Source organism: Phaeobacter piscinae, assembly GCF_002407245.1.
GTDB lineage: Bacteria > Pseudomonadota > Alphaproteobacteria > Rhodobacterales > Rhodobacteraceae > Phaeobacter > Phaeobacter piscinae.
The window spans coordinates 2575418-2599613 of sequence record NZ_CP010681.1 but is presented as its reverse complement, the minus strand read 5'-3'; the positions used below and the strand labels follow the sequence as shown (position 1 = coordinate 2599613).

The 24196-nt window shown below is 59.6% G+C and carries 29 protein-coding genes; 11 read left to right on the top strand and 18 right to left on the bottom strand.

The genetic code is table 11. The features are described 5' to 3' along the window. Window positions 1-28: 28 nt before the first annotated feature. Genes phaeop14_RS12225 through phaeop14_RS12215 form a run of 3 tightly spaced genes read right to left on the bottom strand, consistent with a single transcriptional unit; the run spans window position 29 to window position 2929 of the window. A complete protein-coding gene (locus tag phaeop14_RS12225; RefSeq protein WP_040175432.1) occupies window positions 29-1531 on the bottom strand; it encodes a TRAP transporter large permease in 1503 nt (500 codons plus the stop codon). Further along, a complete protein-coding gene (locus phaeop14_RS12220) occupies window positions 1531-2127 on the bottom strand; it encodes a TRAP transporter small permease subunit (protein WP_040175430.1) in 597 nt (198 codons plus the stop codon). Before phaeop14_RS12220 ends, phaeop14_RS12225 begins: the two co-directional genes overlap by 1 nt. Beyond that, window positions 2120-2929, bottom strand: coding sequence for an N-formylglutamate amidohydrolase (locus phaeop14_RS12215; protein ID WP_096789686.1), 810 nt, complete (start codon window positions 2927-2929; stop codon window positions 2120-2122). Before phaeop14_RS12215 ends, phaeop14_RS12220 begins: the two co-directional genes overlap by 8 nt. Before the next feature lie 149 nt (window positions 2930-3078). Between phaeop14_RS12215 and phaeop14_RS12210 the strand changes: the two genes are divergently transcribed. Continuing rightward, complete coding sequence (locus phaeop14_RS12210) at window positions 3079-3951, top strand: MurR/RpiR family transcriptional regulator (RefSeq protein ID WP_096789685.1); 873 nt, start codon at window positions 3079-3081, stop codon at window positions 3949-3951. A 94-nt stretch (window positions 3952-4045) separates the two neighbouring features. Here the strand turns inward: phaeop14_RS12210 and phaeop14_RS12205 are convergent, their stop codons facing one another. Continuing rightward, on the bottom strand, window positions 4046-4360 hold the full coding sequence (locus phaeop14_RS12205) for a hypothetical protein (protein WP_096789684.1): 315 nt from the start codon (window positions 4358-4360) through the stop codon (window positions 4046-4048). A 118-nt stretch (window positions 4361-4478) separates the two neighbouring features. Between phaeop14_RS12205 and phaeop14_RS12200 the strand changes: the two genes are divergently transcribed. Together phaeop14_RS12200 and phaeop14_RS12195 are read left to right on the top strand one after the other, a co-directional pair. Beyond that, a complete protein-coding gene (locus tag phaeop14_RS12200; RefSeq protein ID WP_040175426.1) occupies window positions 4479-4643 on the top strand; it encodes a DUF1328 domain-containing protein in 165 nt (54 codons plus the stop codon). 175 nt (window positions 4644-4818) lie between these two features. Next, complete coding sequence (locus phaeop14_RS12195) at window positions 4819-5316, top strand: Dps family protein (RefSeq protein WP_040175425.1); 498 nt, start codon at window positions 4819-4821, stop codon at window positions 5314-5316. A 106-nt stretch (window positions 5317-5422) separates the two neighbouring features. Here phaeop14_RS12195 and phaeop14_RS12190 read toward each other — a convergent pair whose 3' ends face one another. After that, window positions 5423-6238: a response regulator gene (locus phaeop14_RS12190; protein ID WP_040175424.1), complete on the bottom strand. Its 816-nt coding sequence runs from the start codon at window positions 6236-6238 to the stop codon at window positions 5423-5425. Window positions 6239-6332: 94 nt separating this feature from the next. On the opposite strand from phaeop14_RS12190, the gene phaeop14_RS12185 reads away from it, so the two are divergent. From phaeop14_RS12185 to phaeop14_RS12170, 4 genes are read left to right on the top strand one after another with little or no spacing between them, the layout of a single operon-like run. Then, entirely contained in the window at window positions 6333-6530 is a 198-nt protein-coding gene (locus phaeop14_RS12185; protein ID WP_040175422.1) for a NepR family anti-sigma factor, read from the top strand. Further along, window positions 6523-7068: an RNA polymerase sigma factor gene (locus tag phaeop14_RS12180; protein WP_040175420.1), complete on the top strand. Its 546-nt coding sequence runs from the start codon at window positions 6523-6525 to the stop codon at window positions 7066-7068. The genes phaeop14_RS12185 and phaeop14_RS12180 overlap by 8 nt, the downstream gene beginning before the upstream one ends. A gap of 55 nt (window positions 7069-7123) precedes the next feature. Beyond that, a complete protein-coding gene (locus tag phaeop14_RS12175) occupies window positions 7124-8848 on the top strand; it encodes a sensor histidine kinase (protein ID WP_244905767.1) in 1725 nt (574 codons plus the stop codon). After that, entirely contained in the window at window positions 8823-10340 is a 1518-nt protein-coding gene (locus tag phaeop14_RS12170; protein WP_096790305.1) for a phospholipase D family protein, read from the top strand. The genes phaeop14_RS12175 and phaeop14_RS12170 overlap by 26 nt, the downstream gene beginning before the upstream one ends. A gap of 43 nt (window positions 10341-10383) precedes the next feature. On the opposite strand, the gene phaeop14_RS12165 is transcribed toward phaeop14_RS12170, so the two are convergent. The 4 genes from phaeop14_RS12165 to phaeop14_RS12150 all read right to left on the bottom strand — a co-directional run bounded on the left by phaeop14_RS12165 (window position 10384) and on the right by phaeop14_RS12150 (window position 13124). After that, window positions 10384-11406, bottom strand: coding sequence for an AI-2E family transporter (locus tag phaeop14_RS12165; protein ID WP_040175416.1), 1023 nt, complete (start codon window positions 11404-11406; stop codon window positions 10384-10386). A gap of 62 nt (window positions 11407-11468) precedes the next feature. Next, complete coding sequence (locus phaeop14_RS12160; protein WP_096789682.1) at window positions 11469-12203, bottom strand: hypothetical protein; 735 nt, start codon at window positions 12201-12203, stop codon at window positions 11469-11471. After that, window positions 12196-12606, bottom strand: coding sequence for a phage holin family protein (locus phaeop14_RS12155; RefSeq protein WP_096789681.1), 411 nt, complete (start codon window positions 12604-12606; stop codon window positions 12196-12198). The genes phaeop14_RS12160 and phaeop14_RS12155 overlap by 8 nt, the downstream gene beginning before the upstream one ends. Then, window positions 12606-13124 (bottom strand): hypothetical protein, encoded by a 519-nt coding sequence (locus phaeop14_RS12150; protein WP_244905766.1) that lies wholly within the window; start codon window positions 13122-13124, stop codon window positions 12606-12608. The genes phaeop14_RS12155 and phaeop14_RS12150 overlap by 1 nt, the downstream gene beginning before the upstream one ends. Before the next feature lie 216 nt (window positions 13125-13340). Here phaeop14_RS12150 and phaeop14_RS12145 point away from each other — a divergent pair, with 216 nt between their 5' ends. Then, window positions 13341-13538 (top strand): CsbD family protein, encoded by a 198-nt coding sequence (locus phaeop14_RS12145; protein ID WP_096789680.1) that lies wholly within the window; start codon window positions 13341-13343, stop codon window positions 13536-13538. A 131-nt stretch (window positions 13539-13669) separates the two neighbouring features. After that, window positions 13670-14179 carry a pyridoxamine 5'-phosphate oxidase family protein gene (locus phaeop14_RS12140; RefSeq protein WP_040175411.1) on the top strand — a complete coding sequence of 170 codons (510 nt, stop codon included), beginning with the start codon at window positions 13670-13672 and terminating at the stop codon, window positions 14177-14179. Window positions 14180-14271: 92 nt separating this feature from the next. Here phaeop14_RS12140 and phaeop14_RS12135 read toward each other — a convergent pair whose 3' ends face one another. The 4 genes from phaeop14_RS12135 to phaeop14_RS12120 all read right to left on the bottom strand — a co-directional run bounded on the left by phaeop14_RS12135 (window position 14272) and on the right by phaeop14_RS12120 (window position 16664). After that, window positions 14272-14451, bottom strand: coding sequence for a PLDc N-terminal domain-containing protein (locus phaeop14_RS12135; RefSeq protein WP_027246380.1), 180 nt, complete (start codon window positions 14449-14451; stop codon window positions 14272-14274). A 57-nt stretch (window positions 14452-14508) separates the two neighbouring features. After that, window positions 14509-14772, bottom strand: a complete 264-nt coding sequence (locus phaeop14_RS12130) for a DUF7218 family protein (RefSeq protein ID WP_040175408.1) — start codon at window positions 14770-14772, stop codon at window positions 14509-14511. An 88-nt stretch (window positions 14773-14860) separates the two neighbouring features. After that, complete coding sequence (locus phaeop14_RS12125; protein ID WP_096789679.1) at window positions 14861-16333, bottom strand: mechanosensitive ion channel family protein; 1473 nt, start codon at window positions 16331-16333, stop codon at window positions 14861-14863. Between the two features lie 205 nt (window positions 16334-16538). Beyond that, window positions 16539-16664, bottom strand: coding sequence for an entericidin A/B family lipoprotein (locus phaeop14_RS12120; RefSeq protein WP_024096224.1), 126 nt, complete (start codon window positions 16662-16664; stop codon window positions 16539-16541). A 372-nt stretch (window positions 16665-17036) separates the two neighbouring features. Between phaeop14_RS12120 and phaeop14_RS12115 the strand changes: the two genes are divergently transcribed. Then, window positions 17037-17618, top strand: coding sequence for an exopolysaccharide biosynthesis protein (locus phaeop14_RS12115; RefSeq protein ID WP_096789678.1), 582 nt, complete (start codon window positions 17037-17039; stop codon window positions 17616-17618). Window positions 17619-17625: 7 nt separating this feature from the next. Here phaeop14_RS12115 and phaeop14_RS12110 read toward each other — a convergent pair whose 3' ends face one another. The 5 genes from phaeop14_RS12110 to phaeop14_RS12090 are packed head-to-tail and all read right to left on the bottom strand — an operon-like array spanning window position 17626 to window position 23504. After that, window positions 17626-18906, bottom strand: coding sequence for an amidohydrolase family protein (locus phaeop14_RS12110; RefSeq protein WP_096789677.1), 1281 nt, complete (start codon window positions 18904-18906; stop codon window positions 17626-17628). After that, window positions 18906-19850 carry an ABC transporter permease gene (locus phaeop14_RS12105; RefSeq protein WP_096789676.1) on the bottom strand — a complete coding sequence of 315 codons (945 nt, stop codon included), beginning with the start codon at window positions 19848-19850 and terminating at the stop codon, window positions 18906-18908. Before phaeop14_RS12105 ends, phaeop14_RS12110 begins: the two co-directional genes overlap by 1 nt. Before the next feature lies 1 nt (window position 19851). Further along, window positions 19852-20901 carry an ABC transporter permease gene (locus phaeop14_RS12100; RefSeq protein ID WP_096789675.1) on the bottom strand — a complete coding sequence of 350 codons (1050 nt, stop codon included), beginning with the start codon at window positions 20899-20901 and terminating at the stop codon, window positions 19852-19854. Continuing rightward, window positions 20891-22459, bottom strand: a complete 1569-nt coding sequence (locus tag phaeop14_RS12095; protein WP_096789674.1) for an ABC transporter ATP-binding protein — start codon at window positions 22457-22459, stop codon at window positions 20891-20893. Before phaeop14_RS12095 ends, phaeop14_RS12100 begins: the two co-directional genes overlap by 11 nt. Before the next feature lie 13 nt (window positions 22460-22472). Continuing rightward, window positions 22473-23504: a BMP family protein gene (locus tag phaeop14_RS12090; protein WP_096789673.1), complete on the bottom strand. Its 1032-nt coding sequence runs from the start codon at window positions 23502-23504 to the stop codon at window positions 22473-22475. 327 nt (window positions 23505-23831) lie between these two features. Here phaeop14_RS12090 and phaeop14_RS12085 point away from each other — a divergent pair, with 327 nt between their 5' ends. Further along, window positions 23832-24179, top strand: coding sequence for a RidA family protein (locus phaeop14_RS12085; protein ID WP_096789672.1), 348 nt, complete (start codon window positions 23832-23834; stop codon window positions 24177-24179). The last annotated feature ends 17 nt before the right edge of the window (window positions 24180-24196 follow it).

Below are 24196 nucleotides of genomic sequence, written 5' to 3'. Positions count from 1 at the left end.
CGGCCCCCTTGCGGGGCTCTTCTGAGGGTTATTTTCCGTAAACATATTCTGGCAGCCACAGGGCGATCTGCGGGAAGATCATCACCAAAGCCAGGGCCACGACCATCACGGCCGCAAAGGGGATGATTGAGACATAAATATCCTTGAGCCCGATTTCCGGCGGCGCCATCGCCCGCATCAGGAACAGGTTATAGCCGAAGGGCGGCGTCATATAGGCGATCTGGGTGGTGATGGTATAGAGCACACCGTACCAGATCAGATCGAACCCCAGCGCGCCCACCAGCGGCACGTAAAGTGGCGCCACAATTACCAGCATCGCCGTGTCATCAAGGAATGTACCCATCACGATGAAGCTCAGCTGCATCAGGATCAGGATCATCCAGGGCGACAGCCCCAGCTGCGTGGTGAACAGATCCTCGATCGCCTTCACCGCACCCAGACCATCAAAGATCGCGCCAAAGCCAAGGGCGGCCAGGATGATCCACATGAACATGCAGGAGATGCCGAGTGTGGAGCGCACAGAGGTTTCAAACACCTCCTTGTTCATGCGCCCCTTGAGGATCGCGGCGATAAAGGCGGTCATGGCTCCGATGGCAGAGCTTTCCACCAGCGAGGTCCAGCCGTTGACAAAGGGCACCATCATCGCGGCAAAAATCGCCAGCGGCAGCACGCCGGAGAACAGCAGGCGATATTTTTCACGCATGAAGACATCGTGATAGAAGGCAGGAATGCTGCGGGTCACAAAGGCCAGAACAGACCCGACCAGCGCCACGCCGATTGCGGGCTTTGCCTCGATGACACCCAGTTTTACCACCAGCGGCACCAGCACCAGCAGTGCCAGCACGACATAGTTCAGCCGCAGCGGATGATCGCTGATGCGTTCATATTCGGCGAGATCTTCCGGGCTCATCGCCGGGCCAAGCTCGGGCTGCATGCGGGCGCGCAGATAGATGTAGATGATGAACATCGTCGCCATCAGAAGCCCCGGCACCACACCGGCAAGCCAGAGCTGCCCGACAGGCTGGCGCGCGATCATCGCATAAAGAACCAGCACCACCGAAGGAGGCACCAGAATGCCCAGGGAGGATCCGGCCTGAATGGTGCCGGTCACAAGGGTTTTGTCATAGCCCCGGCGCAACAGTTCGGGCAGCGCAATGGTGGCACCGATTGCCATACCTGCCACCGACAGGCCGTTCATCGCGGAAATCAAGACCATCAGACCGATGGTGCCAATAGCAAGCCCGCCTTTGACGGGTCCCATCCACACGTGGAACATCCGGTAGAGATCATCGGCAATCTTGGATTCCGACAGCACATAGCCCATGAAAATAAACATCGGCAGTGTCAGCAGCGGATACCACTTCATCAGTTTCATGGCTGCTGAAAACGGAATTTCGCTGCCGCCGGTACCCCAGAGCAGGAGACCCGCAACGGCGCCGACAAATCCGATGGCGCCAAACACGCGCTGACCGGTCATCAGCATCAGCATCATGCCGGCAAACATCATAATGGCGATGAGTTCATAGGACATTAGAAGTCGTCTCCGCGAAGGCGTCCGAGATCACGGAACAATTCAGCAAGGCATTGCAGCAGCATCAGAAAGACGCCGAAACAGAGGATGGTTTTGATGGGCCACATGAAGGGGCGCCAGGCGGTAGAGCTGCGTTCCAGATAGCCGAGCTTAGCACTGGCAGCATCCAGACCTTCCGTCACAAGGGTCATCAGAAGGTCGCCAAAGAACTGGAAGGGTTCGAGCCCGAAATAGCCCAGCGAATAGGCGGTGGAGCTGATGGCCCCGTAAAAGAGCACGCTCAGATAGACCATCAGGAACAGCACGGTGAAGGCGTCCACCCATGCTTTGGTCTTCAGCGACCAGGACCCGTAGAATAGGTCCATGCGGACGTTGCTGCCCATCTGGATCGAGTAAGGCCCGCCCAGAATATAATAGGCAACCATGACAAACTGCGCGGTCTCCAACGTCCAGAGCGAGGGGTTGAAGAAGGTCTTGGAGATCGACGACCACAGCAAAACGCCCACCAGCACAAAGATCAGATACATGGCAAAGCGGCCAATCAGCCGGTTCATCGCATCAATGGCGCGCACGTAGCTTTTGATGGCTCTAGGCATTGGCGGCCCCCTTGGTGACGAGGGTCGCCAGCGCCGGGCGCAGCAGGCACAGTAACTCTTCGGTCATGGTGGTTTCCTGTTCGGGGGTGCGCAGCAGATCGTTGCGGATCTCGATCATCACATTTGCCAGACCGTTGTCTTGGCCATGCAGCACCAGGGAATGGGTGACGCCGTCCTGCGGGCCATAGGGCGCGTTACGCTCAACCTGACGGTGGGGCAGCGCAGGTGCCGCACCCAGCATCGCGTCCGCCAGACGGGTGTCATCATCGTGCAGAATGCCGATTTCGACACTGCGCGGGCTGCCGTAGTAGACCGGGGTGAAGCTGTGAACGGTGACCAGCATCGTCTCACGACCAGCAGCCTTGCGATCTGCAATCACCTTGGCCACAGCCGCGCAGAAAGGGTCGTAGACGGTTGCAACCCGTTCTGCCCGCGCCGCTGCATCCAGATCGCGGTTGCCCGGCACCTCAATCAGTTCCGATTTGGCGGGCATGGCGCTCGGGGCTTCGGGGGGGCGGTTGCAGTCATAGACCAATCGCGACACGCAGCTTGCAACCAATGGCGCGTCCAGCGCCGCCGACAGGCCCTTGGCTACTGCCAATGCACCGGGATCCCAGGCCGCGTGACTGCTGCGATCTTCCTCTGACAGGCCAAGCCCCTCATATCGGGCCGGGATGTGGTTGCTGGCATGTTCGCACAGCACCAGCACCGCGCCGGTTCCAGTCGCATTCCAGACCTCCACCGCCCGGTTGGGCAGATCTGGCGAGGCGGCAGATGGAGCGTTGGAATCGCTCAGTGACATTGGGTACTCCCTGATTTTGGAAAAATGTTTTCACGTACAACTTTTTGTGTCAATATCTTTTCAGCACCAGTTTGACGACCTGCGATTTGAATGGCTCTTGTTTCGGAGCTGTGCTTAAATTGCAGGCAAAGCAGAGGGATAGCCGGACTGTGACAAAACCGCCCGCCACCGTGCGTGAACTCATCCGGGAGCAATATGCGAGTCTGACGCAGGCGGAACGCAAATTTGCCAACGCCTTGCTGGCGAATTACCCAGCCGCTGGTCTGGCCTCTATCACCATCGTCGCCTCCAATGCGGAGGTGTCCACGCCGACCGTGGCGCGGATGGTGCAAAAGCTTGGTTTCAAAGGGTATCCCCAGTTTCATCAGGCCTTGCTGAAGGAGTTGGAGGCCAAAGGATCCGGGCCAACCCAACGCCGGGCGAACTGGGCGTCTGAGGCGCCGGAAGGGCATCTGCTGAACAGATTTGCACAGGCGGTCACCGACAACCTCAGTCAGACGTTTTCCAATGTCGACTCAGAGCAATTTGATGCCGCCGTCCGCCAGCTGGCCGATACTGAAGGGCGGCTTTATGTGGTTGGCGGACGCATCACGCGGGCGCTTGCGGATTACGCGTTTACCCATTTTCAGGCGATCCGACAGCGGGTCACGCATATGACGTCCTCATCGGCAACCTGGCCCCATTATGTCCTGGATATGGTCGAAGGCGACACGCTGCTGATGTTCGATGTGCGCCGCTATGAGACCAATCTGCAACGGTTGGCTGAACTGGCTTCGGAACGGGGCGTGCAGGTGATCTTGATCACCGATCAATGGTCGAGCCCGATCGTGTCGGTGGCGGCACAGACGTTCAACTGCTGGGTGGAAATCCCGTCAGCCTGGGATTCCAACATCTCGACAATGATGCTGCTGGAGGCGATGATCTCTTCCGCGCAGGAGGAGCGCTGGGACGAGACCCGCGCCCGCTACGAGAAGCTGGATACAATTTTCGACACCACGCGGCTGTTTCGAAAGTTCACTTGATCGCCATCGCGCTGCCGCTGGTCGCCGAGATCTGACAAAACAGAAAAAGGGAGGCAGTTGGCCCCCCTTTTTCTCAATCTCATAGTGCGGTAGCTCAGTAGCGGTTGCGCATAGCCATACCAATCAGTACGCCCACACCTAGCGCGCCAGCGACCGCAAGGGCCGGGTTCTTCTTCACGAAGTCCTCACTCTGCGCAGCGAGGTCACTCATTGCCTGCGATGTGTTCACAGCACCCTCACGGGCAATCTCGCGGAGAGCTTGGGCGTTACGCGTGGCCATATCCTCCAGCTGTTCGCCTACTTCCTTCACCTTCTCGGCGATGGGTTGGGCTTCCTCGGCTTTGTTGTCCTCTGCGCGTCGTGCAGGGGTCGATTTCTTGGTCTCACTCTGTGTCTGGGTCGCGGCCATGATAAATTCTCCTTTCCACCACTCAACGTCACAACGCGCCGAAGGTTCCATGGAACTATCGCCCCGCGCGTAGAGTTAGGCAGGTATCACAGCGCAACACGACACGAAGGAGACGATCATGCTCTATTGGGCACTGGTATTCCTCGTCGTCGCAGCCATCGCCGGCCTGTTTGGCTTTGGTGGGGTTGCGTCGGCCTCTGCAGGGGTTGCTCAGATCCTGTTCTTTATATTCCTTATCCTCTTCGCCCTCGCGATGGTGGTACGGGTGGTCAAAGGCAGGTGACATGCAATCGCTAATCCAAACCAGAGGCGGGCGGAAGCGCAGACTTCCGCCCGTTTTGTGTTCAGCTTGTCGTATCGGTCGACCGGTGGTCGGCCCGCCTGACAGAAAATAGGGAACCTCCGCTATCGACACACGTTGGGACAGCGATAACAACTCAGACATAGGAGACGATGAGATGAGCGAAGCGCTCTCAGTTGTGCCCAGCCGTGATGATGTTGCCACCGGCGTTCGCGACACTTCCGTAATTGCCAGCGGCATTGCAGACGTGCTGGCCGACACTTACCGGCTTGTTTTCAAGACCCACGCCTACCACTGGAATGTGGAAGGCCCGGCGTTTTTCTCGGTTCATAAGCTGACCGAAGCACAATACGAAAACATGTTTGCCGCAACCGATGAACTGGCTGAACGCATTCGCGCCTTGGGCCACCTGGCTCCCTCCAGCCTTGCTGATATCGTCAGCCGGTCCAATTTGGAAGACAAAGCCGGCGGGCTGACCGCAGCAGAGATGGTGGAGGATCTGGCGCATAGTCATGAACGGGTGGCGCATCGTTTGCATGCTCTCGCTGAACTGGCCGGAGAGCGCAAAGACATCGTAACGGAAGATCTGGCTACCGCGCGCTCCGCCTTTCACGAGCAGGCAGCCTGGATGTTGCGCGCCATCGCCAAGAGCTGAGGCGGCCTAGCGTGACAGCGAGCGGCTCGTCGTCTTTCCATAGATGCTCAATAATAATAGCCGCCTGTTTCCAGGCGGCTATTTAAATTGCGATCTTTGGCACCGATTAGGCTTTGAGTGTTTCGGTGGATGAGAAGAACATCGCCTGGCTGACAGCCGACCGCACCTGATCCTCGGTGTAGGGCTTTGAGATCAGGAACGCAGGTTCTGGGCCTTCGCCAGTCAACAGCCGCTCTGGGAAGGCGGTAATAAAGATCACCGGACAGTCAAAATGCGCAGCCAGAATTTTGTTTACCGCATCAATTCCGCTGGAGTTATCCGCCAGTTGAATATCTGACAGGATTAGATCAGGCGTTTCCTCCTGCGCCAGCTTCAGCGCGGCATCCTCGGTACGGGCGATGCCTGTAACGCGGTGGCCCATGTCTGAAACGATGCCTTCTAGATCCATAGAGATGATTGCTTCATCCTCGATGATCATGATCCGACCGGAGGTGGATTTTGACATTTCGTGATAGGCGATCTTAACCAGTTCGCCCGCTTCCTCGGCGCCGATACTCATGATCTGTCCTACCTCGGCGATGCTGAAATCTTCAATCGTGTGAAGCAAAAGTGCCTCGCGAGTGTTGGGCGTGAGCCTGCTCAGATGCTTCTGTGCCTGCGTCTCCAGCCCGCTGTCGGGCTTATCGAACTCTACCGGGGCGCCGCTGGAGCTCCAGATTACATGGAAGGCGCGAAATAGGGCAACCTTTGCCTTCAGCTCCGGCTCAAAACGATCGGGCTCGGCAAGGATCGCCTCCAAAGTTGCAAGGGCATAGGTGTCACCGCTTGTCTGGCTCCCTGTCAGCGCGCGGGCGTAACGACGCAGAAATGGCAGGTTAGACCCAATCTGATTAGCAAGAACTTCTCCCGTCGGGGCGGTCATTTGATATGTCCCTTTTTTTCTGAATACATATGGAACCATACGCTTGGTGACTGCGTTTGGTTCCCGAGCCTACGTAAAAAAATAGTTGGATCGTATGGAAAAGCACAAGTCCACAGAAAAACGCAGCGATGCGGTCGAGCGCGAGATCGACAGCAATCTTAAAAAAGCTTTCGACACACTGGCGTCCGAACCAATCCCAGACCGCTTTGCTGACCTGCTGGATCAGCTGAAAGCAAAGGGAGCGACGCCAATAACGTCCTCTGGCAATGGCACAGGTGATACCAATGAGTGATCCAAGAGACGAGTTGGTCAATCATCTCGGCGCCATGCGCGCTTTTGCCATCAGCCTGACACGCAATACCGCGATGGCTGATGATTTGGTACAGGACACCTTGGTAAAGGCCTGGACCAACATCGAAAAATTCGAGGAGGGCTCCAATATGCGGGCCTGGCTCTTCACGATCCTGCGCAACACCTACTACTCTTTGCGCCGGAAACGTCGCCGTGAAGTCGAAGATGCCGACGGGGTTCTGTCCGAACAGCTGTCGCAGAAGCCGGACCATGACGGGCGCCTCAATTTGCGCGATTTCAACGCAGCCTTTGCGCAATTGAACGATGAACAGCGCGAGGCGTTGGTGCTGGTGGGCGCGGGCGGCTTCTCCTACGAAGAAGCGGCGGAGACCTGCGGGGTCAAGGTGGGAACCATCAAGAGCCGCGTCAACCGCGGGCGCGCGCGTCTGGCTGAGCTGATGAACCTTGACGAGGACGAGCCGATGGAGCTGACGGATACAGTCACCGCCGGCATCGTGTCACAGCAAAGCGTGGCATAATATGAGGTTGGGGCGGGCACTGGCCGGCGGTTTGTTTCTTAGGCTTGCCGCTCTCATGACCTTGGCACTGTTGCCGCTGGGCATGATTGCCATCTATCAGACTTATTCGGTGATAGACGAGGCGGATCGCTTATCGCGCGTTGCCATTTTGGCGCGCGCGGAGCAGGCGGCTTTGGCAGAGCGCGAACTCCTGCAGCGTACAAACGGCGCTGCAGAGGCGCTAAGCGCGGTGACGCTCCCCCTGCGTGATCAGCCCGACGTCTGCAATGCGATGATGTCATCATTTGTGGCAGAGCAATCGGCCTATTCGTTCGCGGGCCTGGTTGACCCCGACGGACGGATTGTATGCAGCTCCAGCGGAGGTCAGGGCAGCATCGCCAATACCCCTATTTTCAAACGTGCGCTGTCTCGGAGGGCGCCGACTTATGGGGTCGGACGCAATCTCGATGGCAGCGATGGGTTCGAATTATCCCTGACACTCCCTGTGGATACGGAGGGCGGCACGGTCGGCTATCTCGTGCTGGCGATTCCCAATCGGCTGACGAGCAGCTTTTTCACCGATGACTGGAGGCTGGAAGGTATCCGCTTTGCCACGATCAACGAACAGGGCGAGATCTTGTCTGCGTCCGAACCCCTGTCGCAGGCTGGGTTAATTCTACCGCAGACATCGGAGCGCAGAGATTTGATGGCACGATCGGGCGAGACCTTCTTTGCGGTTTCAAATTCGGGAGAAAAGCGCTTCTTTGCCGTGAGTGATATCATCCCAGGCCAGATTGCAGTGGTCGGGAGTTGGCCTGCCACACAGGCCAAGGTGGCCACCGGCGCGGGTGGCTGGGTTTTTACGCTAGCCTTTCCGGTGTTGATGTGGCTTGCAGGAATGGGTGTTGGTGTCTTCGGCCTGCATCGTTTGGTGATCCGTCACCTGAGCGATCTGCGCACGGCGATGCGGCGATATGCCTTGGGGGAGCGCGAGCAGGCGCAGCTGGAACTCACCAACCCGCCTCGTGAATTTGCCGAGGCACAGCAGTCGTTCAACCGGATGGTCCTGATCCTTAGCAAGGCAGAAGAGCGCCGTGAAATCGATCTGCGCGAGAAAACAATCCTCCTGCGCGAGATTCATCACCGGGTGAAGAACAATCTCCAACTGATTGCCTCTATCATGAATATGCAGGCCCGTGCGGCACGCTCGGATGAGGCTCGCACGGTGCTGGCACAACTTCAGCGCAGGGTTCGTGGACTGGCGGCGATTCACCGATCCCTAAACACGAACCCCGACGTGACGACCGTTGATGCCGCGGAGTTGATCACGGCTCTGGCAAGGGAGGTCGCGGCGATGTCGCAAGGCTCTGATGAGGCTGTGACAATTGAAACCAAGTTGGAAAGAGTTCCGCTCAACCAAGATGACGCGGTAAACCTCTCCATGTTGGTTGCCGAGGCATTGACCAACGCGGCCAGATACGCTGCCGCGACCGAAGATGGACGGAGGGTTGTCCAGGTCTACTTTGAGGTAGAGCAGGGCGGGTTCTGCCGCCTTGAAATTCATAATGCTCTGGATCCGCGGTGCGGCGTGGCTCATGAAGAGCGTCATTTTACCAGCGGGCTCGGAGCGCAGCTTATCAAAGCGTTCGTCGCGCAACTCAACGGTGAAGCCAAAACCACGGAAACCAAGACCAAGTTTACTTACGAAGTTATTTTCCCGCATAGCGATGATACCGCAGCGGAGAGGCTTGCGGAACAAAAGGGTGTAGATGGCGATGCGGACCTCCGACATACCGGATGACACGACCGCTCCAGAGGTTTTTGAGGTTCTGGTAACGGCGGCGCAGGCGTGGCCCGCGTTCGAACGCGCGGTTCTAGGTGCTAGAAAAGAGGTGCGTGCCAGTTTCCGTATTTTCGATTTCTCGACCGCTCTGCTCAGTCCAGAGGCGCGTGCCATAGGTCAAACATGGGCTGATCTGGTCGAACATGTGGTGGCTCGAGGCGTGGATTTCCATTTGGTGATCAGTGATTTCGATCCGGTCATGGGGCCGGAACTGCACCGGAAGACCAAGCGCAGTGTGGCGCAGGCGCAGGAGATTGCAGCACGGTTGGCACGGCGTGCCACCGATGACCCGGTTGGACAACTGCAGGTCGAGGGCGCGATGCACCCGGCGCGCGCCGGCCTCCTGCCGCGCCTTGCCTTTGGCCCGTTTGTTAAGATGAGGCAGTCCCAGATCCCTGACAGGAGCAAAACCCCTTCTTCAAAGGCTGCTCCAGGCGATGAGGTCCTCCCGGAGGTCCGGCCGGTTACTCATCACCAGAAACTCGCGGTGATTGATGAGCGTCTCCTGTATGTTGGTGGATTGGATCTCAACGATCGGCGCCGGGACACGCTGAAACATGATATGCCGTCGCAAGAAACCTGGGCGGATGTGCAATTACTGGTCAGCGGACCCGAGGCGCGGGAGGCCGCACATTATCTGCGCAATTTCCAACGCTACGTCGCTGGAAAGGAAACGCCGCCGGAAGGAAAGTACATCCGATGCACGATCTCTGCTCCGCGCCGCTTTGGGTTCTGGGCGGTGTCGCCCCGTACGGTATCGCGCGAGATAGAGGAGGATTACTTGGCGGCCTTCGAACGGGCAGAACATCTGATATATCTGGAGACCCAGTTTCTGCGTTCTAGCGTATTGGCCGATGGGTTGGCCGCCGCGGCCAAGCGCAACCCCAATCTCTCGCTGATATTGGTTTTGCCAGCGCTACCAGATGATGTGGCGTTCGAGGGCAACCGCGATCTTGATGCACGCTATGGAATGGCGTTGCAGAGTCAGGCTCTTGAGACGGTGCAGGCGGCCTTTGGCGCGCGGGCCACAATCGCAAGCCCCGTTCAGCCATTTCTGGCGGACCGCGAAGCGCCATCTGTGCTGGCAGGATCTCCCGTGATTTATGTGCACAGCAAGGTTTTGATTGCAGACGATAATTTCGCAATGATCGGATCTGCAAACATGAATGGTCGGTCCATGCGTTGGGATACGGAAGTGGCGCTGCGGATTACTCATCAACAGCGCGTCGCCAAGGCTTGGCAGGCGATGTGTTCCCATTGGTGGCACCAGGACCAGATGCCGGAGGAGGCCCGCGCAGTCGAAACTGCGGCTAACTGGTGGCATCGTGAAGTCCAACTCAACGGTGTCCGTCTGCCGCAGTCGCGCAGCGGTTTTCTGGTGCCACATGATCCGCAGAAGATGGCGGATCTGCAGCAACCGCTGCCGGGCGCTACCGAAGATGTGGTGTGAGAGCGGCGACGGAACTCGGCGATCACTGTCATGTTGAAACGGTTCAGCCGACCTCGTTTTTGCCGCCTGACGACATGCGTGCTTCCGCCGAAGAGCGTAGTAATTGCCCGATCCAGAGTAGCACAGGCAGGGCCACGATCGCCCCGACCGGCCCCCAGATCCACAGTCCGAACACAATGGCAAGAAACACCACCAACGGGCTCAGATGCAGCTGATGACCGACAAAGGCGGGCGTCACAAATTGTGCTTCTATCAGGTTGAGAGTCAAAAATAGCGCGGGGGGCATCAGCGCAGCTGCACCACCGAATTGCGTCATACCAACAAAGGTCAGCCCTGCGATCATCATCAGCGGGCCCAAATAGAGGATAAAATTCAACAGCATTGCCGCGAGCCCCCATATCAGCGGGCTATCAATCCCTAGTGCGGCGAGCCCAATTGCAGTGGCGACACCTAAACCGGCGTTCACCAAGGTCACGGCGGCAAAGTATCGCGCGACCTCATGTTCCGCGCGATAAAGCCGTTGGCCTAGCGATCCGGCGGCTGCATAGATATCGGTCCGTGTCAGTACGAAGAAGAAAAGGGTGCCAATAAAAATGAACACCTGCGCACCAAAGTTGGGCGCCACCCAGAGCGCATCCATCAGTGTCGGAAATCCGGTAGTGACATCGGCGCTCGCAGCACCCGTGCCCACCGTTTGCTCGATCTCTTCGCTTATTGCCTCAATACCGCGCAACAGGCCCGACAACATGTAGACCCAGCTTTTGATCTCGCGCTTGATCTTTGGCAACTCTTCAACCACGCCTGAGATCAGCGGCTCAAGCGATAAAAATAGCAGGACAATGATAGCGCAGGAAAACAGCAGCAGGCTGGCTGCGACGATAACGCGTGCGATGCCAACCCCTTGCAGCCGGTCTGCAAGCGGAGAAACCACGATACCGACGACCATCGCAAAAATTGCAGGCGCAAGAACAGATTTGGAAACGAATAGCGCAAGGCCAAGGGCGAGGGCTGTCAGAATGAGCAACATGATACGTGCGGCTCGGTCAGAGAGCATGGAATTCAACATCAGCAATGGCCTTGTGCAAAATGACCCCCTCCGACCCGGAGGGGGAAGGGGTCACGTCGGGATCAGTTGAGCGAGGCGTGCAAGGCGTCCCGCCCCTTGCTGACTTGATCGTGCAGAGCCGTTTCGCCCTTGTCGGCAAGTTTGCGCATCTCTTGCTGCATGATGTCGCGGGCCTCGGCCATCAGCGCGTCGCGTTTCTCGCCCAGTAGCGCGTCTTCTTGTCGGGTTTGAGGCAGCAGGGCCGCCGCAATAGCTCCAAGACCGAAGGCAAGTCCGCCGGCCACGAAAGGTTGAGCAGTAATTCCTTTCTGCGAAGCGTGGCTGAGCCTTGCTGCGCGGCGTTCCAGATCCTCTTGGATCTGGAGTGCAGTCAGACGCGCTTTGCGGACCTGCTTACGCGCTTTTGGGGGGAGCTTGTCGAGCCCGTAATCCAGTGCAGCACCTAGGCGCTTGGCGCTCGGACCTGTGCTGGCAACTGCGTGTTCCGCTGACACGACGCGCGGATGGGCAGGCGTTGGCTGCTGTGGGACACCGCCAGCCGCACGGCGCTGACCGGTGCCGGACATCAGAAGTGCGATACCCGTACCTACCAGTGCCAGTGCGGCCGGATTTGCCCGTGCAGTTGACCATAGCTGTTGCGAAATTTCTCCGCCGTAGTGGGACGCGGTGGCGGAGACCTGCGCTGCAATGCGATCAGGCGACAGGCTGACGGCCAGTGTATCAAGGGATTTGGACAGGGCCACGCGGTCGCGTGCCACATCAGTTTCAAGGTCGGTCAGATCGGGTGCATCAGGCATGGCGAGTTGTCTCCTTTAGTGTCTTCAAATCGCGCTGCACATTGCGCAGGCTTCGGTCCGGCATCAGCGCGGACGGGGACAGGCGATTGACGCCCAGCATGACAAGGCCCACGGCCAGTGCGATCAGTGGTCCACCGACAATTAGTGCGGCGGTGCCGACGCTCAGGCCAAGGGCAGCAATGGCCGCGACCAGAGCAGCGGCCAGCACGTGTAGGCCCACGATGGCCAGTACGGCGCCAACAGCGATCATCGTGAGCGCGAGCCCTGCGCGTGATAGATTTCGGGACATCTCGGCTCGCATCAGGCGAACCTCATCCTGCATCAATTGAGACATCTGCTTCAGCACGGTCACAATAATACCCGGCGTCTCAGACGGGCTGGCCGCTGTGTTCTGCTCTTCCATCACGACACCCTCCGCGTGGTACCCGGCACATTGCCGCGACCAGCTTCGCCTGTCATGGCGCTGTCAGCGTCATAGGCTCCCCACGGATCCCCGGAATAATCGTCTTCTTGGGCTGGGTTGTAGTTCCCGTCCGAGGCAGTAGCCTTCAGGAACCGGGTGGCGGCGAAGCCAAGCAGGGCGGCCCCACCAAGAAACAGCATCGGATTTCTACGCGCAAAATCGCTGGTGTCGCGCAGAACTTTGTCGAGATCGGCAGTTCGAACCTTGTCGGCGAACTGTTCAAGACCCTGGGCCAATTGCTGAGCGGCTTCGGCCTGCAGGGATCCTTCTGGCAGCTCGGAAGCCGCCGCATCTGCGGCGCGGGCCACGGCAGCGGCTTCACCGGCTGCCTGCGCCTGTGCCTCCTCAGCGCGGGCGCGCACCTCAGTCTGCAGAGTATCCTGTGCCTGTTCGGCCAGTTCGCTAGCGTGGTGCTTTGCTCGTTCGATGTGGGACGAGGTATTGCTGTTGTCGGTCATCTGCCTCTCCTGTTCTGTCTGGATGGCTCATGCTCTCAACGCCGACCAAGGCGGTTGGTTCCCGATCGTATCAACTGCCAGCTAGAGGGCCCTCCACAGCAGGGAAAAGATGAGGCGAGCTGTGGGCTGAGCGCAGCGGGCGAGCAAAATTTTCGGGAACCATGCTGATATCGACACGTTGGTCTGGCGATGAGACAGAAAGGACAGGAGCAGAAAATGAACGAAGAGCAAATCAAAGGCAATTGGGCGACACTGAAGGGGAAATTCCACGAGGCCTACGGCGAGTTCACAGACGACGAGCTTGAGAAGGCCAGGGGAGATCGGGAACAGCTGGTCGGCCTGTTGCAAAGCAAATATGGTAAGGCCCGCGAAGAAGCTGAGCGCGAATTCGACAAGTTTTTTGCCTCGGTCTGACCGCACGCTCGCCTGACGCCAGAAACAACCACTGCAAGATCTGGCAGCAGCGTAGGGGGGGGCGGGTCAGCACCTGCCACCCTGCGCATGTCTATTGGCAGATGCAAGTTTATGAAAAGAGGATTTCACCCGTGGCACGACAGACCGAGACGAAAGACGACGCGATTTCTCAACTCTGGCACCAACTGGAAAAACGCCGCACCTCTATGCTGGCGGTGCGCGACAGTAATCAACACCCACAGCCGATGACTCATTTCGCCGACGTAGAGAACGGCGCGATCTGGTTCATCAGCTCATCCGACAGCGATCTGGTCAAGGCAACCGGCCTAGGCGCTGACGCGCAGCTGACCTTTGTGTCGGATGGCCAAGACTATCACGCCAGCGTGCGCGGCCCGATTGAGGTCACCAATGACCCTGATAAGCTGGATGAGCTGTGGAGCTTTGCAGTTGGTGCATGGTTCGAGAAGGGGCGCGATGATCCAAAGGTCACGCTATTGAGAATGACCCCGCGGGAGGCGGCGGTCTGGGCCTCGCAGGGCAACGCGGTTCTGGTCGGTCTGAAACTGCTGCGCGCCAGCATGAGCGAGACCGAAGGCCACCCGGACGTCGGCGTACACCATGTGCTTCAGCTCAATACCTGAGGTCGTTGCGGGCCTCCCGAACATGTAAAACAAACAGCGCCGTCTCGCAAAAGACGGCGCTGTTTTTGTATCATCGAATTAAAGCGCAGCGGTTAGCGCGCGCGCGGACCGAAAAGCAGCCAGCAGATGAACCCAAATATGGGCAGGATCAGAACAAAAACCACCCAGATGACCTTTTTGCCGGTGCTGGCGTTGGATCCGACAATTGATACGATTGCCCAGATCGATAACAGCAGGACAATAAGCCCGCCAATTCCAGCATATTCTACCATCTATCACGTCTCCTGGTTGAAAGGGGTTAGAGACCGCGCAGCGCGGGCCTGACCGTGTCAGCCGTTGCGCAAAGCCTTAATCAGTTCGTCTTTGTTCATGGTCGAACGCCCCTCAACCTCAAGCTCGCGGGCGCGCTCCATCAACTCATCCTTGGTCCAATCCTCATATGGGGGCGCTTTGCCGCCTTTTTCAGAGGGGGCCATATTGTCGTTGGCCTGGGCATTGGCGATCGCTGCGGCCTTGGACTTGCTATAGCCCTTGTCGCGCAGGGCATCATAGGTGCTGTCATTTTTAACGGAGGGGCTGTGGGTTTTTGCCATGGGATGCTCCTTTGTCTCTGGGGCAACGCAGAGACATCAGCGATTGTTCCGCAGAAACATCGGCCCACACGGTTGCGTTGTGCGAGGTTTATTCCGCTTTCTGACCCTCACTCAGCAGATCGCCACCGCCGTCGGGGGCGTTGCGTTCACGGGTGGCAGCTTCCTCATTGGCGTCTTCAACCCGCGCCGGATCAGCGGCTGCCGGAAGCGGAGTCTCTGCCGCAGTTGGTGCAGCCTGCGGCGACGGATCGGCGGCGGCGTCACGCGGTTGATCAGCGATCGGCAACAGGCTGGCCGCTGCATTGGCATCCACGCGGAGGCGGTAGATCGGTTCCGGCAGGCCAAATCCGTTGCTCTCCAGGGCGGTCTTGGCGGTGCGGATCGCCTCGCCGCGGGCCTTCAAGAAGCTGCTGCGGGTCTGGTCCACCCAGCCGGTGAAGGTCAAGATCACGTTGGAATCGCCTACTTCCTTGACCCAGGCCCCGACCGACGGATCGCGCAGCACGAAGGGCAGCGATTGCAACGCATCAACCGCGGTTGACAGCGCCCCCGCCAGATCGGCATCCGCATCTACCCCCAGCTCAAACTCAAACCGCCGGTTGGCGTCCCGTGTGTAATTCACAATCCGGCCCTTAAATACGGTCGCATTGGGGATGCGGATATGGTTGCCCTCCGGTGAGATCAGAATGGTTGCACGCGAGGTCAGCCGGGCCACGGTGCCCATATCGCCTGCGATCTCGACAAAATCATTCGGTCGGAAGGGTTGCCGCAGGCTCAGCAGGATTGAGGCGATGAAATTCTCCACCGTGTCGCGCACCGCAAAACCAACGGCCAGCCCCGCCACACCCGCAGCCCCCAGAACCGCGCCCAGTAGCGCGGTTGCGTTGAGGATATCCAATGCCACCACCAGCCCCAATATGATGAAGGCGATGCGGGCAACCGCGCTGTAGACCTCTGCGATAAAGGAATTGGGTGCCAGACGCTGCCAGATCCGCAGCCGGGTGGTGACCAGCCAACCAAAGGTGGAGATCATCACGAAGACCAGCATCGCAACAAAGAAGATCGGCGCATTGGCGATGATATTGCGGGTCCGCTCTTTCAGTCTTGAAAAGGCGGAATCCAGCCGCTCGTCCAGCCGACCGTTGACCAGGGTCTGGTTCTCAATCGCTACAACGCCGTCAATCCGCTCAATCATGGTGGTAAGTTGGGTCTGGCGCGCATTGTCCAGCACCTCGCCCGCAAGGGTCACCACACCATTGGAGACTGAGACATCGACCTTATCAAACCCGTCGATTTCCCCCAGAAGTTCGACAATCCGGCGACGGATCTGCGCATCCGGAGCCGCTTTGCCGTCCAGTTGGATGGCACTGTCCGTCTGAACCGGTTCGCTGCTGGTCTGGGCCGTCGCCAGAACCGGCATCAGCAAGGATATCATCAGGGTTACTAATGCCAGACCGTGCAGCAGCATCTGCAGCGCGCGCTGGGGGCAGATGATGCATGCCATGGTAGGGCGCGCGCCCAATACAGCGATGACTGGGCGGCGGGCAGGGAAGTCTGGCATGGGCATCCTCGGTCTGGGGCGCAGATGTGAAATTTCGGCAGCGGATCGAAATCAAGGCGGGCTGCCGCACCGCAATGGTTCTGTGACTTCAGGGCTAGGTCAACCGTAGACGGGTGTAGATGTCACGACAAAATTCGCACGCTCACCTCAAATACAAAAACACCCCGCCAGAACGTATCTGACGGGGTGTTCGGGCGCAGTTGGTTTACTGCGCTTCCTGAGATTCTTCGGTAATGGCATCGCCAAGATCTGAGACGTCGCGGCCGAACCCTTCGGTGGTTTCGCAAGCGGCCAGACCGGCCAGAGCAAGAGCAGCAATGAAAAGTCGCATATCAATTTCCTTTCGTTTCGCGGCGCTGAGGCCGTGTCCAATCCGGAATGTTTCCCGGTCTTATGCGCGCCAGTCTGCGACCAGCGGAAGGGTGGGGCGCGGGGAGATTCCCGGTCGCAGCCACGTTTTGACTCCGATCATACAGAGCCCGTCCCGTCTCATCACGGGGTTGCGCTGGGCTAACGCCCTGCATGAGGAAACGGTTCCCGCGGGGCCGCGGGCTGCCTTGAAAAAACACAGCCGGGATTGGCGCTGGAGGTTGTTATACTGGCTTGGTTCGGCGGGTTGCGGCGCGGACACGACGGAACCACGGCGGCTTGAACACGTTTTGCCCGTATATCCGACGCGCGCCGCAAATAGGAGCTGCACAGAATGACCGCCGAAAACCAACCCGTTGCCGAGATGATCGACGCCACAACAGAGCTGCTCGAGGAAGACAGCATCAGCGTTGCGGACGTTGTGGAGGATCTGGGCCACTCATCGATGTCGGCGACCCTGCTGCTCCCTGCAATGGCGGTCGTGTCCCCTCTCAGCGGGGTGCCGCTATTCTCCACAATCTGCGGGATGCTGATCTTCCTGATTGCAGGTCAGATGGCATTAGGTCGCGATCATCTCTGGTTGCCGGATTGGCTTCGAAGGCAGCGGGTCTCCTCTGACCGTGCGCGAAAGGTCCTGGGTCCGATGCGTCGCATGGCGCGATTTCTGGATCGTCACACGGAGGCCCGCGTCAAGGTTTTGCTGCGGCAGCCTTTTCTGACAATCCCACGGGTCATCTGCGCGCTTTGCGGGCTGGCTATGCCCATACTGGAACTGGTGCCATTCAGTTCTTCCACGCTGGGAATTGTGGTCAGCAGCCTCGCCGTTGCGATGTTGACCCGCGACGGGTTGGTGATGCTGGTGGCCCTGCTGTTACTGGCCGTGGCGGCGGTCGGCCTGCCGTATCTACTGCTCTGAAGTCAGGTCATCCGGGCCGTTGATGACGTCGCCGCACCTGTGCCGGGCGGCCGGGGATGGACAGAGCCGCATCGCCGCGCGCGCTTCGGCTGATCACCTTGCCGCGTGAAATCACCGCAAGGCGCGCAGGCCGCAGACGCAGCGCCTCGGTCGGGGTGGCCGCATCCAGCACCACCAGCGATGCACGGTCACCTTTCTTCAGCCCATAGCCCTCCAGCCCCATGATGGCGGCATTGCTGTCGGTCACCATGGTGAAGCAATGGGCCATCTCATCCGGGTGGGTCATCTGCGCCACATGCATCCCCATGAAGGCCACATCCAGCATGTCTCCGGTGCCAAGGCTGTACCAGGGATCCAGCACGCAATCCTGCCCCCAGCCCACCGTGACACCTGCCTCCAGCAGTTCCTTCACCCGCGTCAACCCGCGTCGTTTGGGGAAACTGTCGTGCCGTCCCTGCAACACGATATTGATCAGCGGATTGGGAATGGCCGCAATCTCAGCCTCGGCGATCAGCGGCAGCAGCTTGGAGACGTAGTAGTTGTCCATCGAATGCATGGAGGTGAGGTGACTGCCCGCAACGCGTCCCTGTAACCCGTGCCGCAGGGTTTCCTGCGCCAGGGTCTCAATATGACGCGACAGGGGGTCATCGGTCTCGTCGCAGTGGATATCAACCTGCAAACCCCGATCCGCCGCGATTTTGCAAAGGTCACGCAGCGAGTCCGCGCCATCCTGCATGCTGCGTTCGAAATGTGGGATGCCACCGACTACATCGACCCCCATATCCAGCGCGCGGATCAGGTTTTCGCGCCCGTTTTCAGCCCGGTACAACCCATCCTGTGGGAAGGCGACGAGTTGTAGGTCGATATACTCCTTCACGGCCTCGCGGACCTCCAGCATCGCGGTCACGCCCCGCAGGTGATCAGGGGTGGTATCCACATGGGTGCGGATCGCCAGCAACCCCATGCTGGCGGCCCAGTCGCAATAGGTCAGCGCGCGGCTGACCATATCGTCGACACTGGCCTCCTCGCGCAGCTCCCCCCAGAGACTGATCCCCTCCAGGAGCGTGCCAGAGGCGTTGAGCCGCGGCAGCCCATAGGACAGCGTCGCATCCATGTGGAAATGCGGATCGACAAATGGTGGCGCGACCAGATCGCCGCTGGCATCAATGACTTCCGTCGCCTCGGCTGTGATGGAGGCCGCAACCTCGCTGATCCGATCGCCGGTGATGCCGATATCCGCGACAGAACCGTCGGGCAGGGTGCCGCCCTTGATCAACAGGTCCAACATCATCTCTCTCCCTTGTTGAATGGCACCATCAGCGCAGCAGGCACCTCGGCACGGCGCGACATCACGACCAGCGCCAGTATCGACAGAATATAGGGCAGCATCAGGAACAACTGATAGGGCACCACCGCGCCGATCCCGGTTTGTTGCAGGCGGATCTGCAGCGCATCAAAGGCGGCAAAAAGGATCGCACCCAGCACCGCCTTGCCCGGTCTCCACGCGCCAAAAACCACCAGCGCAATGCAGATCCAGCCGCGCCCGTTCACCATATCGAAGAAAAAACTGTCAAAGGCCGAGAGCGTCAGAAACGCGCCGCCCACCGCCATAAACCCGCTGCCGACAATCACCGCGCCCATGCGGATCGCGGTCACTGACAGCCCCTGTGCGGCCACTGCCGACGGGTTCTCGCCTGCGGCCCGCACTGCAAGACCCAGCGGCGTCCGATACAGCGTATAGGCGCACAGCCCGGCCAGCACAAAGGCGGCATAGGTCAGTGGTGTCTGGGAAAACAGCGCCGGGCCAAGTAGTGGCAGATCCGCCAGAAGTGGGATTTCATAGGGCTGGAAGGCGTCGATCTTGGGGGGTGAGGACACCTCCGGCAGCACCACGCGGTAGGTGTAGAAGGTCAGGGAGGTGGCCAGAAGTGTCAGCCCGATGCCGACCACATGCTGCGACAGCCCAAAGGGCACGCTGAGCGTGGCATGCAGCAGGCCAAAACCCATGCCGGTCAGCAGCGCCACACCAACCCCGCCCCAGAGCGGCAGTCCGGCCCAGACGGCAATCCAACCGGAGAAGGCGCCAGCCACCATGATCCCCTCAATCCCGAGGTTCAGCACACCGGCGCGTTCGCAGATCAGTTCTCCCAATGTGGCGAAAATCAGTGGGGAGGCGATGCGGATGGCGGCGGCCCAGAAACTGGCGGAAAACAGGATTTCGAGGATGTCCATCTCAGTCCCTCCGCAGCCGGAATTTGCTCAAAAGGATCGCCAGCACCATCAGCAGCAGAGCAGAGGCCAACATGATATCGGCCAGATAACTCGGCACCCCGGCAGCACGGCTCATACTGTCCGCCCCGACGAAAATCGCCGCAACAAACAGCGCTGCAAACACCACGCCAAGGGGATGCAGCAGCGCCAGCATGGCGACAACGATGCCCGTGTAGCCAAAACCGGGGCTGAGATCGAGCGTCAGCGCCCCTTTCAGACCCGCCACCTCGGAATAGCCCGCCAACCCGGCCAGCCCCCCTGATAGCAGCGCGGTTTTCAGGATCACCCGCGTCACCGGAATACCAGCAAATCGAGCGGCCTCGGCGTTTTGGCCAACCGCGCGCATCTCATAGCCCAGCGTGGTGCGTGTATTGATCACCCAGATCGCGACCGCCGAAATCAGCGCCAGCGCAAACCCCCAGTGCAGCCGCAGCCCGTCAACCACACGCGGCAGCCGTGCCTCGGGGCTCAGCCGTGGCGATTTCGGCCAGCCCATCCCCATCGGATCCTTCAGCGGCCCTTCCAGCAGGTAGGAGACAAACAGTAGAAAAATGAAGTTGAACAAGAGCGTGGTGACCACCTCATCCACCCCCAGCCGCGTTTTCAGCAGCGCAGGCCCCAGCAATAGCGCCGCCCCGGCGACCATCGCGGCCAGACCCAGAAGCGGCAGCAGCAGCGGGGCAGGCAGGGATAGCGCGCCGGTGCCCAGCACGACTGTGATCACCGCCCCGGCATAAAGCTGCGCCTCAGCGCCGATATTCCACAGCTTGGCGCGAAAGGCGACGGCAATGGCGAGGCCAGTAAAAATCAGCGGCGTTGCCCGGTTCAGCGTCTCAAGCAGCGCAAATTTCGACCCGAACGCGCCGGTCAGGATCAGGCCAAAGATCGACAGCGGCTCCCCGCCCGCGATCTGCGCCAGCAGCGCGGCGATGGCAAAGGTCGCCAACAGCGCCAGCGCAGGCGGCATCAGCCGCCGCTGCCAGCTGGGCGCGGCAATCGGTTCAAGCCGCATGGCCATCCTCCGTCTGTGGCGTATCAAAGCCATGACCGGCCATCCAAGCCCCCAGGTCTTCTGGCTGTTTAGAGCCTCGGGCAAACCCGGGGCTTAGACGCCCTTCGCTGATCACATGGATCACATCAGAAAGCTGCATGATTTCATCCAGATCCTCAGATATCAGCAGAACCGCCGCACCCCGGGCGCAGGCTTTGGCCAGCTGTTCATGCACATAGGTGACGGCACCGATATCCAGCCCGCGCACCGGCTGATTGGCGAGGATGATCTGCGGGGCCTGCTCCAACACGCGGCCAAGGATCAGCTTCTGCATATTGCCACCGGACAGCAGCCGGATGCGGGTGTCCGGGCCGGGGCAGCGGACATCATAGCCCGCGATCACGGTCTTCGCGAAGTCGCGCGCGGCCCGCCAGTCAAGCCAGCCCCGGTGGCTGAAACGGGTGGCGTAGGTTTCAAGGATTGCATTCTCCGTCAGATCGAAATCCGCGATTGTCCCGGTTTTGTGACGATCTTCGGGGATGCGGGCGATACCGGCGGTGATGGCTTTGCGTGGTGTCCAGTTGGCAATATCGCCGCCATTCAGAACCAAGCTGCCAGATTGCGGCGAGATCAGGCCTGAGATCAAATCCGACAGTGCCGCCTGTCCATTGCCAGAAACCCCGGCCAGCCCTGTGATTTGCCCTGCCGCCAGATCCAGCGAGACCCGCTGCAATCCGGGGGCAGCGCCGATGGTGGGGGTGGTGACGTCGCGCAACTGCAACAGGGCAGGGCCGGGTGTGTTGGCGGCAAAATTCGCCGGCACCACATCGGCCCCGACCATCAGCGCAGCCAGTTCGTCACTGTCAGTGTCAGCGGTCATTCGTTCTGCCACCAGTCTGCCATGGCGCAGCACCAGAACCCGATCTGAAATCGCCATCACCTCATGCAGTTTATGCGAGATGAAGATCACGGACAGCCCCAGGCTGATCGCTTCGCGCAGGGTCGCAAAGAGCGCATCGGCCTCCTGTGGAGTCAGGACCGCTGTCGGCTCGTCCAGGATGAGGATCCGGGCGTCCCGGTAGAGCGCCTTCAGGATCTCAACCCGCTGCCGTTCACCCACGGTGAGCCGGGACACCTTTGCGTTGGGATCGACCTTCAGGTGAAACTGTTCGGCCAGCGCGCGGATGCGGGCCTTGGCCGGTCCGGCCCGCAGGCCGAAACCCAGCAACGGTTCTACACCAATGGTGATGTTTTCCCAGACCGTCAGGTTGTCCGCCAGCGTGAAATGTTGATGCACCATGCCGACGCCGCCATCCAGCGCTGCGCGCGGCGCACCGGGCGGCAGGGGGGCGCCAAACAGCTCCACGCCGCCGCCATCCGCTGTGTACTGACCAAACAGAATGTTCATCAGCGTGGTCTTGCCCGCCCCGTTTTCCCCAAGCAGGGCAATAACTTCGCCCGGAAACAGATCAAAGCTCACGTCATCGTTTGCGGTGACATTGCCAAAGCGTTTGGTGATGTTCTGCAGGCGCAACACCGGGGCGTTGCCCGGTGCCGCCGCCATTTTATCCGACGCCATGCGCGGCCCCCTGTCAGGAGGACGCGGGCTCAGCGTCGTTGATTTCCACCTCGTAGGAGCCATCCTTGATGGCCGCCGTGCGGCTGGCGATCAGGTCCAGTGCCTTCTGGGGGATCTTGCCTTCAAAGGTGCCAAATGGGGCCAGCGAGGCGCCACCCTCCTTCATGAAGGAATAGACGCCATAGTCCGCCGCGGTGAAGCTGCCGTCACGCACCTTGGCAATTGCGGCATCTAACGTTGGCTCAAAATGCCACAGGGCCGAGGCCGCCACCGTGCTGGGGTAGTCGCCCTGCGTGTCGATCACATTGCCGATGGCCAGAACGCCCTTTTCCTTGGCAGCATCCGACACCCCGAAGCGCTCCGCATAAAGCATATCAGCCCCGTTTTCGATCATTGCAAAGGCTGTTTCTTTGGCCTTTGGCGGATCAAACCAGCTGCCGATGAAGGAGACCTGGAATGTGATATCGGGATTCATCTCCCGCGCGCCCGCCATAAAGGCATGCATCAAGCGGTTCACCTCAGGAATGGGAAAGCCGCCAACCATGCCGATATTTCCGCTCTCGGACATGGCACCAGCTACGATACCCGACAGGTAGGACGCATCCTGAATATAATTGTCGAACACCGCCAGATTGGGCAGGGCGGGATCTTCCTTGAAAGAGCTTCCCATCAGGAAGGCCACATCGGGGTAATCTGCGGCCACTTCGCGGGCCTCGGCCTCGACGCCGAAAATCTCACCGATGATCAGTTTGTGACCCTGTTCGGCATACTCCCGCATCACGCGCGGGTAATCGGTGTTCGAGGTGTTCTCGGAGAACGTATAGGTGATATCACCGCGATCCTTTGCAGCGAGGGCGGCAACGTGGATGCGGCTGACCCACTGTTGCTCGACGGGCACCGTGTAAATGCCGGCAACCTTGATCGGTTCTGCGGCCTGTGCCTGCCCAGCCAGCGAGAGTCCAAACCCAACGGTTAGCGCGCCAGCGGCACAGCTGAGCAGAAACTGGCGGCGCGACATCCGCGCGCGGGTCTTGGTCGATGTCATGTCATTTCCCCCTGTCGATGGCCCTGCGGTGTTGCAGGCTCTTTTGGAACGTCGCCGGTCAAGCCCGCGTGTTGTCGACGCTAGGGGCTCGGTCGTGAGCCCGGCAATACGCGCCATATGTTCCGCTGGGAAAACTATAGGGGTGCGCTTCTCTTTTCGGCAAGGACGAATTCAAATATCAAAATTTGTGCGTTATTTGAACGACTTGCTAGGGGTGAATTGCTGGCGGCTGAGGTTCGTCTCAGGGTCCATTGCCATGCCAAGGCCGGACCGATATCCCTGATGCAGACCCGCCCTCCGGCGTGGCCGTCACCGAACGAGGAACATATGACACAGATCGAACGCAGCCATATCGGCCCCCGCATGAGCCAGATCGTCAAACATGGCGAGACCATTTATCTGGCCGGTCAGGTCGGCACCGCAGGCGCCAGCGTTGCTCAGCAGACGCAGGATTGCCTCGACAAGATCGACACGCTCCTGGCCGAGGCAGGCAGCGACAAATCCCGTATCCTGCAATGCACGATCTGGCTCTCGGATATGGCCGATTTTGCGGCGATGAACGCGGTCTGGGACGCTTGGGTCCCCGAAGGGCAGACCCCGGCGCGGGCCTGCGGCGAGGCAAAGCTGGCGCGGCCCGACTTCTTGGTTGAAATGATCGTGGTTGCCGCGGCCTGAGCTCCGCAATTGCAAAA

What these genes read in the sequence shown, in the direction of transcription:
- phaeop14_RS12195 (WP_040175425.1), top strand. Translation starts at nt 4,819, where the DNA reads ATGAGCGAAGCGCTCTCAGTTGTGCCCAGCCGTGATGATGTTGCCACC.
- phaeop14_RS12175 (WP_244905767.1), top strand. Translation starts at nt 7,124, where the DNA reads ATGACCTTGGCACTGTTGCCGCTGGGCATGATTGCCATCTATCAGACT.
- phaeop14_RS12205 (WP_096789684.1), bottom strand. Translation starts at nt 4,360, where the DNA reads ATGGCCGCGACCCAGACACAGAGTGAGACCAAGAAATCGACCCCTGCA.
- phaeop14_RS12100 (WP_096789675.1), bottom strand. Translation starts at nt 20,901, where the DNA reads ATGCGGCTTGAACCGATTGCCGCGCCCAGCTGGCAGCGGCGGCTGATG.
- phaeop14_RS12090 (WP_096789673.1), bottom strand. Translation starts at nt 23,504, where the DNA reads ATGACATCGACCAAGACCCGCGCGCGGATGTCGCGCCGCCAGTTTCTG.
- phaeop14_RS12150 (WP_244905766.1), bottom strand. Translation starts at nt 13,124, where the DNA reads ATGACCGACAACAGCAATACCTCGTCCCACATCGAACGAGCAAAGCAC.
- phaeop14_RS12200 (WP_040175426.1), top strand. Translation starts at nt 4,479, where the DNA reads ATGCTCTATTGGGCACTGGTATTCCTCGTCGTCGCAGCCATCGCCGGC.
- phaeop14_RS12120 (WP_024096224.1), bottom strand. Translation starts at nt 16,664, where the DNA reads ATGCGACTTTTCATTGCTGCTCTTGCTCTGGCCGGTCTGGCCGCTTGC.
- phaeop14_RS12220 (WP_040175430.1), bottom strand. Translation starts at nt 2,127, where the DNA reads ATGCCTAGAGCCATCAAAAGCTACGTGCGCGCCATTGATGCGATGAAC.
- phaeop14_RS12115 (WP_096789678.1), top strand. Translation starts at nt 17,037, where the DNA reads ATGACCGCCGAAAACCAACCCGTTGCCGAGATGATCGACGCCACAACA.
- phaeop14_RS12165 (WP_040175416.1), bottom strand. Translation starts at nt 11,406, where the DNA reads ATGTTGAATTCCATGCTCTCTGACCGAGCCGCACGTATCATGTTGCTC.
- phaeop14_RS12085 (WP_096789672.1), top strand. Translation starts at nt 23,832, where the DNA reads ATGACACAGATCGAACGCAGCCATATCGGCCCCCGCATGAGCCAGATC.
- phaeop14_RS12155 (WP_096789681.1), bottom strand. Translation starts at nt 12,606, where the DNA reads ATGGAAGAGCAGAACACAGCGGCCAGCCCGTCTGAGACGCCGGGTATT.
- phaeop14_RS12125 (WP_096789679.1), bottom strand. Translation starts at nt 16,333, where the DNA reads ATGCCAGACTTCCCTGCCCGCCGCCCAGTCATCGCTGTATTGGGCGCG.
- phaeop14_RS12095 (WP_096789674.1), bottom strand. Translation starts at nt 22,459, where the DNA reads ATGGCGTCGGATAAAATGGCGGCGGCACCGGGCAACGCCCCGGTGTTG.
- phaeop14_RS12180 (WP_040175420.1), top strand. Translation starts at nt 6,523, where the DNA reads ATGAGTGATCCAAGAGACGAGTTGGTCAATCATCTCGGCGCCATGCGC.
- phaeop14_RS12215 (WP_096789686.1), bottom strand. Translation starts at nt 2,929, where the DNA reads ATGTCACTGAGCGATTCCAACGCTCCATCTGCCGCCTCGCCAGATCTG.
- phaeop14_RS12190 (WP_040175424.1), bottom strand. Translation starts at nt 6,238, where the DNA reads ATGACCGCCCCGACGGGAGAAGTTCTTGCTAATCAGATTGGGTCTAAC.
- phaeop14_RS12110 (WP_096789677.1), bottom strand. Translation starts at nt 18,906, where the DNA reads ATGTTGGACCTGTTGATCAAGGGCGGCACCCTGCCCGACGGTTCTGTC.
- phaeop14_RS12105 (WP_096789676.1), bottom strand. Translation starts at nt 19,850, where the DNA reads ATGGACATCCTCGAAATCCTGTTTTCCGCCAGTTTCTGGGCCGCCGCC.
- phaeop14_RS12130 (WP_040175408.1), bottom strand. Translation starts at nt 14,772, where the DNA reads ATGGCAAAAACCCACAGCCCCTCCGTTAAAAATGACAGCACCTATGAT.
- phaeop14_RS12225 (WP_040175432.1), bottom strand. Translation starts at nt 1,531, where the DNA reads ATGTCCTATGAACTCATCGCCATTATGATGTTTGCCGGCATGATGCTG.
- phaeop14_RS12185 (WP_040175422.1), top strand. Translation starts at nt 6,333, where the DNA reads ATGGAAAAGCACAAGTCCACAGAAAAACGCAGCGATGCGGTCGAGCGC.
- phaeop14_RS12145 (WP_096789680.1), top strand. Translation starts at nt 13,341, where the DNA reads ATGAACGAAGAGCAAATCAAAGGCAATTGGGCGACACTGAAGGGGAAA.
- phaeop14_RS12135 (WP_027246380.1), bottom strand. Translation starts at nt 14,451, where the DNA reads ATGGTAGAATATGCTGGAATTGGCGGGCTTATTGTCCTGCTGTTATCG.
- phaeop14_RS12170 (WP_096790305.1), top strand. Translation starts at nt 8,823, where the DNA reads ATGCGGACCTCCGACATACCGGATGACACGACCGCTCCAGAGGTTTTT.
- phaeop14_RS12160 (WP_096789682.1), bottom strand. Translation starts at nt 12,203, where the DNA reads ATGCCTGATGCACCCGATCTGACCGACCTTGAAACTGATGTGGCACGC.